Raw genomic sequence first — 17,154 nt, forward strand, 5'->3', positions numbered from 1 at the left:
TGCCATGCATCGTGTTGTCGCATTGGTGCGATCCGTGCAATCCCCCTTCGAGCTGGGTTGCGCAGAAGAGGTTTTCGGAACTCAGCGGCCGAGCGTTCCTGTGCGGTACGAGTTCGCTGTCTGTGCGCAGGCGCCGGGACCGATACGCACCACGGCCGGTTACACGATGCAGGTGGATCACGGGCTGGAGATGCTCGACACCGCTGACACCGTCGTGGTGCCTGGCTGGGCACCGGTCGACGCGCCGCTCAGCGCGGAGGTCAGGACGGCGCTGGTTCGTGCGCATGGCCGGGGCGCACGGTTGGTCTCCATCTGCTCCGGCGTGTTCGCCCTGGCCAGAACTGGTCTGTTGGACGGTCGGTCGGCCACTGTGCACCCCGCCCGCTTCGAGCAGATGCGTCGCGAGTTCCCTTCGGTCACCGTAGAAGATGCGGTGTTCGTCGACCACGGCGACGTGGCCACCAGTGCCGGTGGGGGCGCCGGCATCGACTTGTGCCTGCATCTCGTGGAGCGCGACTTCGGCGCTGAGTACGCCCGGCTTGTCGCCGAGAGCATGGTGCTGCCCCGATACACCCCGAGTGCTGGCGTCTCTGGTGATTTCGGTGCGCTCGCCGCGTGGGTGTCCGAGCGGTTGGCCGAGCCGCTCAGTGTGCGGGATTTGGCTGCCTTCCTTAATATTTCGCCGCGCACTCTGGCTCGGCGCACTGCCGAGGAGCTCGGGACGAGTCCGGGGGAGTGGCTGGTGGACCGGCGGATCGCCGCCGCGCGGGAGCTGTTGACGGCGACTTCGTTGACGGTCGACGCCGTGGCGACGCGGGTTGGTCTGGGATCGGCGGTCAACTTACGTAGGCATTTTCGGCGGCAGTTCGGAACGACGCCAGGGGCCTTTCGCCGGTCGGTGTTGCCGTGAACGCAGGAAGGTCACCCGAGCGAACTCGAGTGACCTTCCTGCGTTGACGTGCTACTTGCCGCCGATCTTGTACAGCAGCGACTCGACGTTGTTGATACCGGCGGGCAGGCCGCTCTGCCGGTCGCTTTCGAGCACGTCGAACCCGCCGCGCGGATCCTTGGCGACCAGGATCATCACGTGGGACATGTCGGTGCCCTTGGGCTGGGCGATGTCGTTGTGCACCTTCGCGAAGAAGTTCTGGTCCAACGAACTTGTGTGCCAGGCTCGGTAGCTGTTCGGGTTGGTGTTCTTCGTCATCGACTGGTCATGTCCGGTGACCGGGATGACCGAGTTCACCCAGTTGCTCTCGCTATCGGTGATCTTGCCGGACTTGGCCGCGGCGTCGATATCGTGTCGCGCCGGGCGGTACAGCTCGGTCAGATGGATGTGCATCTGCTCTTGGCCCCGGCTGTCAGCGGAGTTGATGGCCAGTGCCCAGTCGCTGACGCCGGTGAGGTGATGAGCTTCGTCGGCGGCGTGCTTGAAGTAGTGGGGTGCGTCCGCAGACAACAGGTTGGAGCATTCGATACCTGATTCGGGCATGGTGGGGATGACCAGCAGGTCGGTGTGCACCTTTTTCTGGCTGGAGTTGCCCGAGTGCACCGCCCACCCGTGGGTTGCGTCGTTGTGGGGCCACTGGATGTCGAAGTTGGTCCCCTTGTTTTTCGGGGTGTACTTGGCCGGGTCGACGCCCTTCCACAGAACGCTCTCCATCTGCTTGATGGTGGAGCACGGTCCGAAGGTGGTGGCGGTGGCGGTGGCGTCGGCGTCGGCGTCGGCGTGGGAGGCCGGGGCCAGGCCGAGGGCCAGTGCCGGGACGACGGCCATTGAGGCGACCGCGGCGATGCGGCGGGCGAAGCGGGTGCGAGAGGTGTTCGTCATGGTGTTCTCCGTTGCTTGTTTGGTGGAGTGAAAGCTTGGTGAGAACAACTTCTCGCATCGGGGCGTCGGGGTATGTCCGCTGGTCAGGTGGCGTGCCAGGGGAAAGTGCGTTCCCCCGATTGGGGGACATGGGGCTCTCCGTCCTCGCGGTACTCCGCAATGTTGTTGCAGGCCAGCGCATCCGAACTGCCCCGCCACTTTGGCGGATATATCCGCTGGCCGACGACGGACTCGTTCGCTATCGTCGCCTGTGTGAACATCCGAGTCGAGGAGGTCGTCGGCGCTCGCGCCGACATCAGATGACCGCGCCCCGTCGCCGACCCTTTGGGCCGGCGGCGCCGTGATGCCCTCACTCACCGAACGCACCGGATTGCGTTCCCTTTCAAGGATGGTTCATTCATGCACTCCTTTACGCGCGACCAGATACTCGGCGCCTTCCGTAGCGCCACCCGCAGCGAGGTCAAAAGGGTCACTTTCGCCGAGAACTTCGAATCCGTCGAGTTCGGTGCGCTGGACTACTACGGCTGGGTCGATCCCAAGATTCCGCGCCGTGCCTACCTGCTCTTCGACCGGCCAGACGGACCGATCGCGCTGCTGCTGAATCGTGCCGCGGTCACCCCGCGCGGACGAACCATGTGCACGTGGTGCAACGACGTGAATCTCACCGACGACGCGGTGCTCTACACCGCTCGCCGGGCTGGGGCGGCAGGCCGCAAGGGCGACACCATCGGGACGATGATCTGCGCGAATTTCGGATGCTCGCGCAATGTGCGGCGGCTGCCACCCGCGTTCCATAAGGACACCGACCTGGAGTTCATCCGAGAACGGCAAGTTGGAGAGCTACGGCGCAAGGTCGACGGTTTCGTCGACAAGGTGCTCGCTACCGCGGACTGAAAACGGCCGTGGACATCAGCCTGTGTGTCGCGCGCTCACGGAATCAACCGCCCGCGCCGGGCGCGCGACACCGACTCATGCCTGGTCTTCGTCCCCAGTTTTGCTGCGGCACTGCGCAAGTAACTCTTCACCGTTTCCGGCTTCAGTGAAAGACGCTGCGCTGCTTCGGCATTGGTGCACCCCAGCGCGACCTGGGTCAGTACATCGATCTCGCGGGCGGTCAAGGGAGCCGCGGAAGGGGCACCTCCAGACAGCGCTACACCCAACTGGTCGGCCAACACCCGTAGCGGTCCCTGTATCGCGTCGGGCACCGAAGCTGCCAGCCGGCGCAGCTCGGCATGCACCTCTCGGATCTTCTCCGGGTCGGCCACCCGATCGGTGAACCCGGCCAGGTGCGCCTCACGCAACCGCATCCGGCGGTCCACCTCGTCGCGGATCTGTAGCTCGTGGGTCAGCCGGCGCGCCGATCCGACCATCAGGTCGACGGCCCGACCACCGATAGGGGCCGCGGACCGGTAGGCGCCGTACAACATGGCCCGGGCCCGCCCGTCCACGACCACCGGCACCGCCAGCACCGAGCGGATGCCCTCGCCGTGCACGGGCGCGTCGTAGTCGTGGGTGATGCTGACGTCGTGGCGGTAGTCGGCCACCGCCATCGGCCGGCCGGCGACCATGCTGGCTCCGCCCAGGCCGGACCGGGACCGCACCACCAGCCCGCGCAGACCACCGGTCCGGGTGCCGACGAACTCGGTCAGCAGTAGCGCGTCCTCGTGCACCTCGCCGCCGAACAGCACCGGAACTCCAGCCTCGGCGGCCACCCGGCGCAGCTCAGCGCGCACCGCGTCGGTATCGCGGGGCCTTAACAGCGATTGCACAGAATTCCCCTCTTCCGGGGGTAGCGGACGGGCGAGTGTGACGTAGATCCTATCTGTATGGCGACCAACACCGACCTGTACCGCGATGCCCGCGACCACCTCGTCGACGTCATCGGCGACTATCACAAGGCCGTCGAGACATTCCAGTGGCCGCAGATCACCGGTTCGTTCAACTGGGCAATCGACTGGTTCGACGTCATTTCGGCGGGCAATGACCGCACGGCGTTGTGGATCGTCGAGCAGGACGGCAGCGAGCGTAAGGTCAGCTTCGCCGGGATGTCGGCGGCGTCTGCTCGGGTTGCGACATGGCTGCGCGGCTTGGGGGTGAGCAAGGGCGACCGGGTCATCCTGATGCTCGGCAATCAGGTCGAGTTGTGGGAGGCGATGCTCGCTGTCGCCAAGCTCGGCGCGGTCATCATGCCGACCACCGGTGCGCTCGGGCCGGATGACCTCAAGGATCGGATAGATCGCGGCGGCGCCCGGTTCGTCATCGCGAACGCCGCCGATGCCCCGAAGTTCGACGAGGTGCCCGGCGACTACGTGCGGATCGCGGTCGGTGACGTCGAAAACTGGCACCGCTACGAAGACGCTTACCAGGCCACCCCGGAACCGCACGAGACGGTGACCGCTGTCGACGACCCGCTGCTCGTCTACTTCACCTCCGGCACCACCAGCAAGCCCAAACTGGTCGAGCACTCCCAGATCTCCTACCCGGTGGGCCACATGTCGACCATGGCCTGGATCGGGGTGCGCCCGGGGGATGTGCACCTAGCCATCAGCTCGCCGGGCTGGGCGAAACACGCGTGGAGTTGCTTCTTCGCGCCCTGGATCGCCGAGGCGACCATCTTCGTCTACAACTACAGCCGGTTCGACGCCGCCGACCTGCTGGCGCAGGTGCATCGCGCCGGGGTCAGCACGTTCTGCGCTCCGCCGACGGTGTGGCGGATGCTCATCCAGTCCGATCTCGGCGCCAAACCCGAAGGGCTGCGGGAGATTCTGGGCGCGGGGGAGCCGCTGAATCCGGAGGTGATCCAGACGGTGGAACGTGCCTGGGGGTTGACCATCCGGGACGGCTTCGGCCAGACCGAGACCACCCTGCAGGTGGGCAACACGCCCGGCCAACCCGTCAAGGCGGGTTCGATGGGCCGGCCGATGCCCGGTGTGCCGGTGGTGCTCATCGACCCGCTCACCGGCGAACTGGCCGACGAGGGCGAGATCTGTTTGGACCTGAGGCGGCAACCTCTGAACCTGATGACGGGCTATCTCGATGATCCACAACGCAATGCGGCGGTGATGCACGGCGGCTACTACCACACCGGTGATGTCGCGGGCCGCGACGCCGACGGGTACATCACCTACATCGGCCGCACCGATGACGTCTTCAAATCCAGCGACTACAAGGTGTCGCCGTTCGAGCTGGAGAGCGTGCTGATCGAGCACCCCGCGGTCGTCGAGGCGGCCGTCGTCCCGCAACCACACGAGACGCGGCTCGCGATCCCAAAAGCGTATGTGGCCCTTGCCGACGGCTGGACCGCCGACGCCGACACCGCGCGCGCCATCATGGAATACGCTCGCGACCATCTTGCGCCGTACCTCAAGGTGCGACGGGTCGAGTTCTTCGAACTGCCCAAGACCATCTCCGGAAAGATCCGGCGCGTGGAGTTACGCCGCCGTGAGGAAACGGGGCAACCGATCGAGACCGAATACCGCTACGAGGATCTGGTGCGCCCGGGCGAGCGAAGCGACGGGAAATAAAACATGCAGAGCTACGACGCCGGACCGACCACGTTGCCGATCCTCGAAGAGACCATCGGAGCCAACTTCGAGCGCACCGCCGCCGCGCACCCTGATATCGAGGCGCTGGTCGACTGCGCTCAGGGCAAGAGGTGGACCTACCGCGAACTGAACGCCGAAGTCGACGTCGTTGCGCGGGGATTGATCTCAAGAGGGATCGCCAAGGGCGACCGGGTGGGCATGTGGTCGCCGAACCGATCCGAGTGGACCATCGTCCAGTACGCGACCGCCAAGATCGGCGCGATCCTGGTCAACATCAATCCGGCCTACCGCACCCACGAGCTGGGGTACGTGCTCAACCAGTCGGGCGTGCGGATGCTGATCTCGGCAACCGATTTCAAGAGCTCCGACTATGTCGCGATGGTGGATGCCGTTCGCCCGGAGGCGCCCGCGCTGACCGAGGTGATCTTCCTGGGCGCCGCCGACTGGGACGCGCTTCGCTCCAGCGCAGTGGCGCCCGAGGACCTGGCGGCGCGGCAAAAGACGCTGAAGAACACCGATCCGATCAACATCCAATACACCTCGGGCACCACGGGTTTCCCCAAAGGGGCAACCCTGTCGCACCGCAACATCCTGAACAACGGATTCTTTGTCACCGAAGGCATCAACCTGCGGCCGGGGGATCGGCTGTGCATCCCGGTGCCCTTCTATCACTGCTTCGGCATGGTGATGGGCAACCTGGGCTGCACCACACATGGCGTGACCATGGTGATCCCGGCACCGGGCTTCGATCCCGGGCTGACGCTGAAAGCCATTGCACAGGAACGCTGCACCGGGGTGTACGGGGTGCCGACGATGTTCATCGCCATGCAGAACCACCCATCGTTCCCCGAGGCGGACCTCAGCACCTTGCGGACCGGCATCATGGCCGGCGCGGTCTGCCCCATCGAGGTGATGAAGCACTGCATCAACGACATGAACATGTCCGAGGTGGCCATCGCCTACGGAATGACGGAGACCTCACCGGTGTCGTGTCAGACCCTGCACGACGACGACCTGGATCGGCGCACGGCGACCATCGGCCGGGCGCACCCGCACGTCGAGGTGAAGATCGTCGACCCCGAAACGGGCCATATCGTCGAACGTGGGGAGCCCGGCGAGTTCTGCACGCGGGGGTACTCGGTGATGCTGGGGTATTGGGAGAATCCTGAAAAGACTGCCGAGGCAATCGATGACGAGGGTTGGATGCACACCGGCGACCTCGCGGTCATGCGCGAGGACGGCTACTGCACCGTCGTCGGCCGAATCAAGGACTTGGTCATCCGCGGTGGCGAGAACGTGTACCCCCGCGAGGTCGAGGAGTTCCTGTACACGCATCCCGGCATCGAGGACGCCCAGGTGATCGGCGTCCCCGACGCCAAGTACGGCGAAGAGATCTGCGCGTGGATCAAGATGAAGCCGGGTGCGGAACCGTTGGACGTCAAGGCCGTTCGGGCGTTCGCCGAGGGCAGGCTGGCGCACTACAAGATCCCGCGCTACGTCCACCTGGTGGAGGAGTTCCCGATGACCGTCACCGGCAAGATCCGCAAGGTGCAGATGCGCGAGGAGAGCGTGGACATCCTCGGGCTCAGCTGAATTCGGCTGTCCCGATGGTCCAGGCGCGCGCCTGATCGCTCAGTGTGAAGCCCAAGCCGGGGCGATCGGACAGGTGCATCCGGCCGTCGCTGATCTCCAGGTGCTCGTTGAACAGCGGGTCGAGCCAGTCGAAGTGCTCGACCCACACGCCGTGCGGGTAGGTGGCGGCCAGGTGCAGATGAATCTCCATCGCGAAATGCGGTGCCATTTGCAGGAACTTCTGCTCGGCCAGCGTGGAGAGCTTGAGGAACTGGGAGATACCGCCGATGCGCGGGGCGTCGGGCTGGATGATGTCGACGGAGTCGGCGTCGATCAGGCGCTGATGCTCACCCACGCTGGCCAGCATCTCGCCGGTGGCGATCGAGGTGTCCAGGGCGCGGGCCAGATGGGCGTGGCCCTCGGCGTCGTAGGCGTCCAGTGGCTCTTCGATCCAGACCAGGTTGAACTTCTCCAGGATGCGACCCATGCGCATCGCGGTGGGCCGGTCCCACTGCTGGTTGGCGTCGACCATCAGCGGAACGTCATCACCGAGGTGCTCGCGGACCTTCTCCAGCCGGGCGATGTCGGTGCGCCAATCCGGTTGTCCCACCTTGATCTTGATGCCGCCGATGCCGCTGGACAGCGCGGCCGAGGCGTTCTCCAGGACCTGCTCGATTGGCGTGTGCAGGAAGCCGCCGGAGGTGTTGTAGGTCGGCACGGAATCGCGGTGGCTGCCGATCAACTTCGCGATGGGCAGACCCGCGCGCTTGGCCTTGAGGTCCCACAGGGCGATGTCGAAGGCGGCGATCGCTTGTGTCGCGACACCGCTGCGACCCACCGAGGCGCCGGCCCAGACCAGCTTGGTCCAGATCTTGGCGATGTCGTTGGGGTCCTCGCCGATCAGGACGGGAGCCACCTCGCGGGCGTGCGCGAACTGAGCGGGCCCACCGGCGCGCTTGGAGTAGCTGAACCCGATCCCGGAATGACCGTCGACGGTATGGATCTCGGCGAACAGGAACGCGACCTCGGTCATCGGCTTCTGCCGGCCGGTGAGCACCTTGGCGTCGCTGATCGGGTTCTGCAGCGGCAGTGTCACCGACGACAGCGTCACCCGCTCGATGCGGTCCTGGGTGGCCGCGCCGGCGGCCAGGGCTTTGATCGCCGCGTCGGGCGCGCTGAGTGCACTGCTCATCGTCATGGAGTCCACGGTAGGGAGGCCGTCCAATTCAGTCCAACACCGATTATGGATTTATTGATGCAGCAGGGGCATGAAAACAATTCATGCCTGGATTGCATTGACAGATACCGAATCGGGCTTGGACGGGAATGTATCCGGGTGCCTAGAGTCGGCCGAGGTCATTGATGTGACCTGAGCCACGCAAGGAGTTTCGATGAATCCCACCGCCGCAGTACCAGTCGGCAGTCCAGCCCGCGTCCCGGCACCCAAAGCCGGTCACGTGCGGTACGTCATCCTCGCGATGCTGTTCGCGGTCACCGTCATCAACTACGCCGACCGGTCCACCATCTCGATGGCCGGCGACGCGATCCAGGATGCCCTCGGCATCGACGCGGTGACGCTGGGCTACATCTTCTCCGCGTTCGGCTGGTCCTACCTGATCGCCCAGATCCCGGCCGGCTGGCTGCTGGACCGCTACGGCTCCAAGAAGGTGTACTGCGGGGCGATCCTGTCCTGGTCCATCTTCACGGTCTGCCAAGGTTTCGTCGGCAACTTCTCGATGGGCACCGCGGTCGGACTGCTGTTCCTGCTGCGTCTGCTGGTCGGCCTGGCCGAAGGCCCGTCGTTCCCCGGTAATTCGCGCATCGTCGCGGCCTGGTTCCCGACGAAGGAACGCGGCACCGCCGCCGCCATCTTCAACTCCGCGCAGTACTTCGCCACTGCGGCGTTCTCCCCGCTGATGGGCTGGCTCGTGGTGACCGCCGGCTGGGAGCATGTGTTCACCATCGTCGGTGGCATCGGTGTGCTGTTCGGTCTGCTGTGGATCGTCGTCATCTACGCACCCCGCAACCATCCGAGGGTGACGCAGGCCGAATTGGCCTACATCCGCGAGGGCGGCGCCCTGGTGGATATGGACGCCGGTGACGCCGCCCCGGCAGAAGCCAACGGCACCAAGCAACTTCACTACGTCAAGGCGCTGCTGAAGAACCGGATGATGCTGGGCGTCTACTTCGGCCAGTACTTCATCAACACCATCACCTGGTTCTTCCTGACCTGGTTCCCGGTGTATCTGGTGCAAGAGCGCCACATGTCGATCCTCAAAGCCGGCTTCATCGCCTCGCTGCCTGCCATCTGCGGCTTCATCGGCGGCATCCTCGGCGGTGTGCTCTCCGACGGGCTGATGCGCCACGGTTGGTCGCAGACCAAGGCCCGCAAGCTGCCCATCGTGGTCGGGCTGCTGCTGGCCACCGTCATCATCGGCTGCAATTACGTCGAGGCGTCCTGGCTCGTGGTGCTTCTCATGGCGGTGTCGTTCTTCGGCAAGGGTCTGGGCGCGCTGGGCTGGGCGGTGGTCGCCGACACCGCGCCCAAGGAGATCGCGGGCCTGTCCGGCGGGGTCTTCAACACCTTCGGCAGCCTTGCCGCCATCACCACTCCGATCGTGATCGGCTACCTGGTGAAGACGCAGGGCTCGTTCGACCTGGCTCTGCTCTACGTCGGGCTCAGCGCGGTGCTCGCGCTGTTCTGCTACCTCGTGGTGGTCGGGCCGATCAAGCGTCTGGAGATCAGCGACCTGGAGCCTGCCGTCCGCTAGGCCAGGAGCGGGCTCAGGCGCGCGGCGCACTCCCGCAGCACGGGCACCTGGCGGGCCAGCAGTTGCTCCTGCTCGACGCGGGCGGACATCGCCACCGCGGCCACCAGGGCGCCCGCCGGGGCGCGCACCGGGACCGCGACGCACGCCGAATCCTCCCGCAGCTCACCGATCTGGCGGGCCACGTCCTGATCGCGGATCTCGTCGAGTTGTTGCACCAGAAGCGATCTCGAGGTCACGGCGTGCGCGGTCAAGCCGTTCAGGGGTGAGGTGAGCAAGGCATCGATATCCCTCTTCTCGGCCAACAGCAGCTTCCCGACGGCGCAGGCGTGCAGGTGATGATTCAGCACCGACTCATCAGCGGGTGGTGGATACTCACTGTCGGAGTCGGCCAGGCGCACCGAGGTGTTGGTGAAGTAGAACAGGTGCACACCGAAGCGCACCGACAACCGCAATTCGGCCAGCACCTCCCGGGCCGCGGTGCACACCGTCGGCGACACCGCCGCGTCGATCAGCAACCCCATCCGCGGGCCCAGCGAGAATCCGGACAGGTCCGGTAGTCGCACGATATAGCCATCGGCGACAAGCAGATTCAACAACCGGGAGGTGGTGGCCGACGGCATGGAGAGTCGTTCGGCGATCTCTTTCGCGGTCACCCCCACCCCGGCCAACGCCACCGCCTCCAGCACCTGCAGCGCGCTCTGCACCGCCTTGGGCTGGCGGCCGGACAGGGCGCCATCGGTTGGGCTCATCGGCGCACCTCCCACGGGTTGTAGTCGGCGAACACGTCACCGGCCACCGTTTCGTCGAACACCCCGACCCGCTCGGGTAGGTCGGGCAAGCTGCGACGGCGCAGGCCGAACGCGACGAGACCCGTTGCCAGCAGCGCTGCATACACCGCGGTGGCGATCCACACCGGCGAGGCCACCGTGAGGGCGGCCCAGCAGATGATGGCGATCATCGCGGCCGCTGCGCACATCCCGATGACCAACGGGGCGCGGGTCAGTTCGCCGATGCGGCGTAGGAACGCCGGGGCGGCAAGGCACACCAGCAGGTAGGCGCCGATGTATCCGTGCGCGGAGAGCGCGAGCAGTCCGATGAGCACCTCGCGGCTGGAGCCGGCGATGAACAGATACCCGACCGGGACCGCGACGATGACCGGGATCGCCAGGCTCAGCGCCACATGAGGGGTGCGATACACCGGATGGGCCCGGCCGACGCCCGCGGGCAGCACCCCCTCACGGCCCATCGCGAACAGCGTGCGCGACAGCGCCGTGGTCGATCCGATGACGCAGGCGAACCACGATGCGGTGATCCCGAGCTCCATCACGATGGACAGCACCGCCGACGCGGCGCCCGCGTTGTCCGGCAACGTCAGCACGATGGGCACGGAACCGATTCCCGCCCTGATGGTTCCAGCCGACTGCATCGCCGCGGCGAAGGTGTAGAGCACGCCGAGCGCCAAGGGCGACCATCTGATGGCGCGGGTCACCGTGACGAACGGACGCTGCGCCTCACGCGCGACGGTGCCTGCGCTCTCGAATCCCACGTAGGACGTGATCGCCAACAGCAAAGCGAAGCCCAGCGCCGAGTGATCTTCTGGGGCAGATACTTTCGGTGGGTCGTGGCCGCCGGCAACTGAACCGGTGAATGCGATCACCAGCACCACGGCCGCTACCGCGATGGCGAATACCTCGACCGTCAGCGAGATGCGGGCCGACAATCGGATGCCGCGCACCATCAACGCCCACGCGAGGACGCCGACCAGCACGGCCAGCACAGCGATGGCGGGCCGCCCGTCGGGCACGCCGAGACGGCCCAGCAGGGCGGTGAGATAGCTTGCCGCGCCGAGGGTGCTGGCCATTGCTGCCGCCGCGTACCCCATCACCACCGACCAGCCGGCGGCGATTCCGGGTAACGGTCCCAGTCCCTTGACGGTGTAGCTGTACAGCCCGCTGACAGCGACCATCCGGGAGGAGAACTGGGTGACGCAGTAACCCACGGCCGCCATCAACAGCGCGGTCACCACGAATACCGGCAGGGTGGCGTGCCCGGCCGCCGGGATCACCAACGCGGGCAGCGTCACCATCACCGCCGACGGTGCCACCGCCGACACGGACTGCCCCAGCACCTGGGCGAACGACAGTTGCGCCCGGTGTAACCCCGAGACCGGCGACCTGCTCCTGATCGCCCGTCTGCCGCTCATTCCGGCAACGTAACCGATCGGGTCGCCGCCCACAGCGTTGTCAGGTAAATCTTCGCGAACTTCAAATGAGAATCTGTCGGCCACACCAAACCGCATGACGCTCGTAGGGCCGCTCAACTGCGAATTCAAGACGGCGGAATGAGAATGGCTATGACATTCCAAATGAGAAAGACATTCGATCAAAAACTCATTTGGAATTGGTGGTGACGCAGACCACATCGGCGCGTAATCATGACCTATATGACAACCTTGCTGAGCCCGGCTCTGGACCCGCGCACTGCCGAATTCATCTCGGCGCCCCGGCACATGTACGTCGACGGCCAGTGGGTCGACGCGCTCTCAGGCCGGCGCTTCGACACTGTCGACCCCGCCACCGAGCAGGTCGTCACCACGGTCCCGCACGCCGGCGTCGAGGACGTCGAACGCGCGGTCGACGCCGCCCGCCACGCCTTCGAGACCGGGCCGTGGCCGGCGATGACCCCGGCCGAGCGGCAGCGGATGATCTGGCGGATCGCCGAAGGCATCACCGCCCGCGCCGACCAGTTCGCCGAGCTGGAGTGCATCGACAACGGCAAGTCGGTGGCCGTCGCCAAGGCCGTGGACGTGACCTGGGCGGCCGAGATCTTCTATTACTACGCGGGCTGGGCCACCAAGATCGAGGGCCGTACCGTCCCGGTCTCGGTGCCGTGGGCGCCGGGTGGCCGCTTCCACGCGTTCACGCTGCGCGAACCGGTTGGCGTCTGCGCCCAGATCATCCCGTGGAACTTCCCGCTGGTGATGGCCGCATTCAAGGTGGCACCCGCGCTGACCTGTGGCAACACCGTCATCCTCAAGCCCGCCGAGCAGACGCCGCTGACCGCGGTGCTGCTGGCCGAGGTGATCGCCGAAGCCGGTGTGCCCGACGGGGTCTTCAACCTGCTGACCGGATTCGGCGACATCGGCGCGGCGCTTTCCGCGCATCCGGACGTCGACAAGGTCGCCTTCACCGGGTCCACCGACGTCGGCAAGAAGATCGTCAACGCCGCCTCCGGCAACCTCAAGAAGGTCTCCCTCGAACTGGGCGGCAAGAGCCCGCAGGTGGTGTTCGCCGACGCCGACCTGGCGGCCGCGATCCCCGGCGTGGCCGGCGGATTCCTGTTCAACCACGGCCAGACCTGCACCGCAGGCACCCGACTGCTGGTCGAGGACACCATCTTCGACGAGTTCACCGCCGGCGTCGCCGAGCACGCAGCGAGCCTGCGCATCGGCCCCGGCCTGGACCCCACCAATGACATCGGCCCGCTGGTGTCGCGCGAGCAGCTCACCAAGGTGACCGGCTACCTGGACGCCGGCATCGAGCAGGGCGCCCGCGCGCTGGCCGGCGGCGGACGGCACGGCGACACCGGCTTCTACGTGCAGCCGACGCTTCTGGTCGACGTGCGCGACGACTTCAGCGTCTACCGCGAAGAGATCTTCGGACCCGTCGCGGTCGCCGTCCCGTTCAATCGCGAACGCGGCGTCCGAGCGGCTGCGAACGACACCCCGTACGGACTGGCCGCCAGCGTCTGGACCCGCGACGTGTCCACCGCCCACGAGGTCGCCGCCCAGATCAAGGCCGGCACGGTATGGGTCAACTGCCACAACGCGTTCGACACCGCACTGCCATTCGGCGGCTACAAACAATCCGGCTGGGGCCGCGAACTGGGTGAGGGCGCCATCGCCGAATACACCCAGACGAAGGCCATCAATATCGCGCTCTGAGTTTTCGGAGCCAAATGGGAATCGCGCAACAAAACCATTCTCATTTCAACGCACTCAAGCCTTACGGCACGGCAACCCAAACACACTCAATTCCACCGAAGGTAGACCCATGACAACTGACGCAGTCCTGGACGCCGGCCACACCGCCGTCAACCAGGCTCACCGATTAGCCGGCAAACTCGGCCCCACCGCCATCGTCTTCATGGTCGTCGCGGCCGCCGCACCCCTGACCGTCGTCGCGGGCACCTTCCCGATCGGCATCGCCGCGGGCAACGGCGCGGCCTTCCCGGCGTCCTACGGCGTGTGTACCGCGGTGCTTCTGCTGTTCGCCGTCGGCTTCACCACCATGGCCCGCCACATCCGTGGGGCCGGCGCCTTCTACACCTACATCGCTCACGGATTCGGCCGCCATGTCGGACTGGGTGCGGCCTTCCTGGCGCTGCTGTCCTACACGGCCGTGCAGGGCGGCGTGTACGGCTACGTCGGCGCCGCCCTCAACGAACTGGTCACCAGCCACGGCGGCCCGACGGTGCCCTGGTACCTGTACGCCCTGGTGATGATGGCCGTCGTCGGCACGCTGGGTTATCGGCATATCGAACTGTCCGGCAAGGTCCTCGGGGTCCTGCTCGTCTGCGAGGTCGGCATCGTGCTCGTCATCAATGCCGCCGTCATCGGCCAGGGCGGCGCCGACGGACTGTCCACCGCGGTGCTGCACCCGGGCAACTTCTTCAGCGGCGCACCGGGTATCGCGCTGATCTTTGCCCTGGCCGGCTACATCGGCTTCGAAGCCACCGCAGTATTCCGGGACGAGGCCCGCGATCCGGAGCGCACCATCCCGCGGGCCACCTACGTGGCGCTGCTGCTCATCGGTGGCTTCTACGCCCTGTCCAGCTGGACCATGGTCAGCGCGTGGGGTGACGCCGGTGCGGTGACCGCCGCCACCGACAGCCCGGCCACCATGCTCACCGACACCGCCACGCGCTACCTCGGCTCGGTGGCCGGTGATCTGGTCCAAATCTTCCTCATCACAAGCCTGTTCGCGGCACTGCTGTCCTTCCACAATGTGCTGGCCCGCTACATCTTCTCGCTCGGCAACACCCGCGCCCTGCCGGAAAGCTGCGGACGTTCGCATGCCCGGCACGCCTCGCCGCACATCGCGTCGGTGCTGCAGACCGTTTCGGCGCTGGTGCTGGTCGTGGTGTCGGTACTGGCCAACCTGGACCCCGTGATGCAGGTGTTCACCTGGTTCGTCGGCGCCGCCTCGGTCGGCATCGTCGTGCTGATGACGCTGACCTCGGCCGCCGTTGTCGTTTACTTCCGCCGCACCCGGTTGGACACCCGGATGTGGCACACCGTGATCGCGCCCGGTCTGGGCTTCATAGGCCTGGCCGTGCTCTCGGTGATGACCGCCGTCAACCTTCCGTTGCTGGTCGGTGGATCCGGCACCCTCGCCGGTGTCATCGGGGTGCTGCTCGCCGGCGCATTCCTGGGCGGTGCCGCGGTTGCTGTACTGCGCCCGCGCGCCGGCCACCAAGAATTCGAAAACGACAAGGAGATCGCACGATGAGCACCGCCTTCCTCGAAACCCTCACCACCACCGGAAGTTCCGAGCATCCGCTGGACCCGCTGACCGCCGACGAGATCCGCACCGTACGCGGAATCCTCGATGCGCAAGGCCAACTCGGCGAGAACGTGCGGTTCGTCTTCGTCGCGCTGGAGGAGCCGCACAAGAAGATCGTGAAGGCTTTCACCCCCGGCGCCCCGATCGACCGGCAGGCTCGGGTGCTGCTGCTGGACCGGGCCACCGGCCAGGGCAGTGATCTCGTGGTGTCGGTCACGCAGAACAACATCCTCTCGGTGGAGAACGTCGACGCCGGCACCGACGGCCACGTGCCGATCCTGGACCAGGAGTTCGAGGACATTGAGGCCTTCCTGCTGGAATGCCCCGAGTGGCTGGCCGCCATGGACAAGCGCGGACTCAACCACGGCGACGTGCGCGCGGTTCCGTTGTCGGCCGGCGTCTTCGGGCACGAAGACGAGGTGGGTAAGCGCATCGTGCGGGTGCTGGCCTTCTACCAGTACGACGCGGCCGACCTGCCGTGGGCGCATCCCATCGATGGCGTCGTCGCGTACGTCGACCTCACCGAGCGTCGTGTCACCAAGGTGATCGACGAGATCGAATTACCTCTGCCCACCGAGCGCGGGCAGTGGGACGCCGCCCCGCACGCAGTGGCGCCGCGCACCGATCTGAAGCCCATCGAGATCACCCAGCCCGAAGGAGCCAGCTTCACCGTCGACGGCAACCAGATCAGCTGGGCCGACTGGAAATTCCGGTTCGGGTTCGACGTCCGCGAGGGCCTGACCCTGCATCAGCTGTCCATCGCCGACCGGCCGGTGATCTACCGCGCGTCCATCGCCGAGATGGTGGTGCCCTACGCCGACCCGTCCCCGGTGCGCTACTGGCAGAACTACTTCGACCAGGGCGAGTACCTGTTCGGCCGCTACACCAATTCCCTTGAGCTGGGCTGTGACTGCCTCGGCGAGATCCAGTACTTCGACGTCACCATCGCCGACGAAGACGGCAACCCGAAGCTGATGAAGAACGCGATCTGTCTGCACGAGGAGGACTACGGCGTGCTGTGGAAGCACACCGACATGTTCAACGGAATGGCCGAGGTGCGTCGGTCCCGGCGCTTGGTGATCTCGTTTTTCTTGACCATCGGAAACTACGACTACGGGTTCTACTGGTACCTGTACCTCGACGGCACCATCCAGTTGGAGGCCAAGGCCACCGGCATCGTGTTCGCCTCGGCGCACCGCGGTCCCGACAGTTTCTCCAACGAGATGGCACCCGGGCTGGGTGCACCGTTCCACCAGCACCTGTTCTCGGCGCGGCTGGACATGGAGGTCGACGGCCAGACCAACACCGTCGAAGAGGTCGACGCCGTCGCCGTCCCGGTGGGACCGGAGAACCCGTGGGGCAACGCGTTCCGCCCACAGCGCACCCGGCTGACCCGGGAGTCCGAGGCGATGCGGACCGCCGACAACCTCAAGGCCCGGGTCTGGCACATCACCAACCCGGAGAAGCGGAACCGGCTCGGCCAGACCGTCGGCTACGCGCTGCACCCCGAAGGGCAGCCGGCACTGCTCGCGCATCCGTCCAGCTCCATCGCCCAGCGTGCGGCGTTCGCCACCAAGCACTTGTGGGTGACGAAATATGATCCCGCCGAACGCTATCCGGCTGGCCGCTTCGTCAACCAGAACCCCGGCAATGCCGGCTTGCCCGCCTACGTGGCGCAGGACCGCGACATCGACGGTCAGGACATCGTGGTCTGGCACACCTTCGGGCTGACGCATTTCCCGCGTCCGGAGGACTGGCCGGTGATGCCGGTGGACTACGCCGGGTTCAAGCTCAAGCCGGTGTCGTTCTTCGACCGCAACCCCGCGCTGAACGTTCCCGCTGCGCCGAAGGCGCACTGCTGCGAGAGTTAG

13 protein-coding genes are annotated in these 17,154 nt (G+C 66.2%); 8 read left to right on the forward strand and 5 right to left on the reverse strand.

What is annotated here, in order from left to right; genetic code table 11:
• Positions 1-4 precede the first annotated feature (4 nt).
• Positions 5-910 carry a helix-turn-helix domain-containing protein gene (locus AC1DY7_RS16820; protein ID WP_477494835.1) on the forward strand — a complete coding sequence of 302 codons (906 nt, stop codon included), beginning with the start codon at positions 5-7 and terminating at the stop codon, positions 908-910.
• A gap of 51 nt (positions 911-961) precedes the next feature.
• Here AC1DY7_RS16820 and AC1DY7_RS16825 read toward each other — a convergent pair whose 3' ends face one another.
• Positions 962-1,831: a CDP-diacylglycerol diphosphatase gene (locus AC1DY7_RS16825; protein ID WP_477494836.1), complete on the reverse strand. Its 870-nt coding sequence runs from the start codon at positions 1,829-1,831 to the stop codon at positions 962-964.
• A 399-nt stretch (positions 1,832-2,230) separates the two neighbouring features.
• Between AC1DY7_RS16825 and AC1DY7_RS16830 the strand changes: the two genes are divergently transcribed.
• Complete coding sequence (locus AC1DY7_RS16830) at positions 2,231-2,725, forward strand: FBP domain-containing protein (RefSeq protein WP_477494837.1); 495 nt, start codon at positions 2,231-2,233, stop codon at positions 2,723-2,725.
• 35 nt (positions 2,726-2,760) lie between these two features.
• Here the strand turns inward: AC1DY7_RS16830 and AC1DY7_RS16835 are convergent, their stop codons facing one another.
• On the reverse strand, positions 2,761-3,600 hold the full coding sequence (locus AC1DY7_RS16835; RefSeq protein ID WP_477494838.1) for a response regulator transcription factor: 840 nt from the start codon (positions 3,598-3,600) through the stop codon (positions 2,761-2,763).
• A 57-nt stretch (positions 3,601-3,657) separates the two neighbouring features.
• Here AC1DY7_RS16835 and AC1DY7_RS16840 point away from each other — a divergent pair, with 57 nt between their 5' ends.
• The gene (locus tag AC1DY7_RS16840) at positions 3,658-5,355 is read left to right on the forward strand and encodes an AMP-binding protein (RefSeq protein WP_477494839.1); all 1,698 of its coding nucleotides are present in this window, start codon (positions 3,658-3,660) and stop codon (positions 5,353-5,355) included.
• Positions 5,356-5,358: 3 nt separating this feature from the next.
• Positions 5,359-6,969 carry an AMP-binding protein gene (locus tag AC1DY7_RS16845; protein ID WP_477494840.1) on the forward strand — a complete coding sequence of 537 codons (1,611 nt, stop codon included), beginning with the start codon at positions 5,359-5,361 and terminating at the stop codon, positions 6,967-6,969.
• Here AC1DY7_RS16845 and AC1DY7_RS16850 read toward each other — a convergent pair.
• Positions 6,962-8,146: an L-talarate/galactarate dehydratase gene (locus tag AC1DY7_RS16850; protein WP_477494841.1), complete on the reverse strand. Its 1,185-nt coding sequence runs from the start codon at positions 8,144-8,146 to the stop codon at positions 6,962-6,964. The genes AC1DY7_RS16845 and AC1DY7_RS16850 overlap by 8 nt on opposite strands.
• 193 nt (positions 8,147-8,339) lie before the next feature.
• On the opposite strand from AC1DY7_RS16850, the gene AC1DY7_RS16855 reads away from it, so the two are divergent.
• Positions 8,340-9,719: an MFS transporter gene (locus AC1DY7_RS16855; protein ID WP_477494842.1), complete on the forward strand. Its 1,380-nt coding sequence runs from the start codon at positions 8,340-8,342 to the stop codon at positions 9,717-9,719.
• Here the strand turns inward: AC1DY7_RS16855 and AC1DY7_RS16860 are convergent.
• Positions 9,716-10,468, reverse strand: a complete 753-nt coding sequence (locus AC1DY7_RS16860; protein ID WP_477494843.1) for an IclR family transcriptional regulator — start codon at positions 10,466-10,468, stop codon at positions 9,716-9,718. The genes AC1DY7_RS16855 and AC1DY7_RS16860 overlap by 4 nt on opposite strands.
• Complete coding sequence (locus AC1DY7_RS16865) at positions 10,465-11,922, reverse strand: APC family permease (protein WP_477494844.1); 1,458 nt, start codon at positions 11,920-11,922, stop codon at positions 10,465-10,467. Before AC1DY7_RS16865 ends, AC1DY7_RS16860 begins: the two co-directional genes overlap by 4 nt.
• Positions 11,923-12,162: 240 nt before the next feature.
• Between AC1DY7_RS16865 and AC1DY7_RS16870 the strand changes: the two genes are divergently transcribed.
• From AC1DY7_RS16870 to AC1DY7_RS16880, 3 genes are all read left to right on the forward strand, one after another.
• Positions 12,163-13,662, forward strand: coding sequence for an aldehyde dehydrogenase family protein (locus tag AC1DY7_RS16870; RefSeq protein ID WP_477494845.1), 1,500 nt, complete (start codon positions 12,163-12,165; stop codon positions 13,660-13,662).
• Positions 13,663-13,771: 109 nt separating this feature from the next.
• Positions 13,772-15,229 (forward strand): APC family permease, encoded by a 1,458-nt coding sequence (locus AC1DY7_RS16875; protein WP_477494846.1) that lies wholly within the window; start codon positions 13,772-13,774, stop codon positions 15,227-15,229.
• Positions 15,226-17,154: a primary-amine oxidase gene (locus AC1DY7_RS16880; protein ID WP_477494847.1), complete on the forward strand. Its 1,929-nt coding sequence runs from the start codon at positions 15,226-15,228 to the stop codon at positions 17,152-17,154. The genes AC1DY7_RS16875 and AC1DY7_RS16880 overlap by 4 nt, the downstream gene beginning before the upstream one ends.

This window comes from Mycobacterium sp. P2_H7 (genome assembly GCF_056403275.1).

Coding starts and splice junctions, on each gene's coding strand:
- AC1DY7_RS16830 (WP_477494837.1), top strand. CDS start 2,231: ATGCACTCCTTTACGCGCGACCAGATACTCGGCGCCTTCCGTAGCGCC.
- AC1DY7_RS16865 (WP_477494844.1), bottom strand. CDS start 11,922: ATGAGCGGCAGACGGGCGATCAGGAGCAGGTCGCCGGTCTCGGGGTTA.
- AC1DY7_RS16875 (WP_477494846.1), top strand. CDS start 13,772: ATGACAACTGACGCAGTCCTGGACGCCGGCCACACCGCCGTCAACCAG.
- AC1DY7_RS16860 (WP_477494843.1), bottom strand. CDS start 10,468: ATGAGCCCAACCGATGGCGCCCTGTCCGGCCGCCAGCCCAAGGCGGTG.
- AC1DY7_RS16820 (WP_477494835.1), top strand. CDS start 5: ATGCATCGTGTTGTCGCATTGGTGCGATCCGTGCAATCCCCCTTCGAG.
- AC1DY7_RS16855 (WP_477494842.1), top strand. CDS start 8,340: ATGAATCCCACCGCCGCAGTACCAGTCGGCAGTCCAGCCCGCGTCCCG.
- AC1DY7_RS16840 (WP_477494839.1), top strand. CDS start 3,658: ATGGCGACCAACACCGACCTGTACCGCGATGCCCGCGACCACCTCGTC.
- AC1DY7_RS16870 (WP_477494845.1), top strand. CDS start 12,163: ATGACAACCTTGCTGAGCCCGGCTCTGGACCCGCGCACTGCCGAATTC.
- AC1DY7_RS16850 (WP_477494841.1), bottom strand. CDS start 8,146: ATGACGATGAGCAGTGCACTCAGCGCGCCCGACGCGGCGATCAAAGCC.
- AC1DY7_RS16880 (WP_477494847.1), top strand. CDS start 15,226: ATGAGCACCGCCTTCCTCGAAACCCTCACCACCACCGGAAGTTCCGAG.
- AC1DY7_RS16845 (WP_477494840.1), top strand. CDS start 5,359: ATGCAGAGCTACGACGCCGGACCGACCACGTTGCCGATCCTCGAAGAG.
- AC1DY7_RS16825 (WP_477494836.1), bottom strand. CDS start 1,831: ATGACGAACACCTCTCGCACCCGCTTCGCCCGCCGCATCGCCGCGGTC.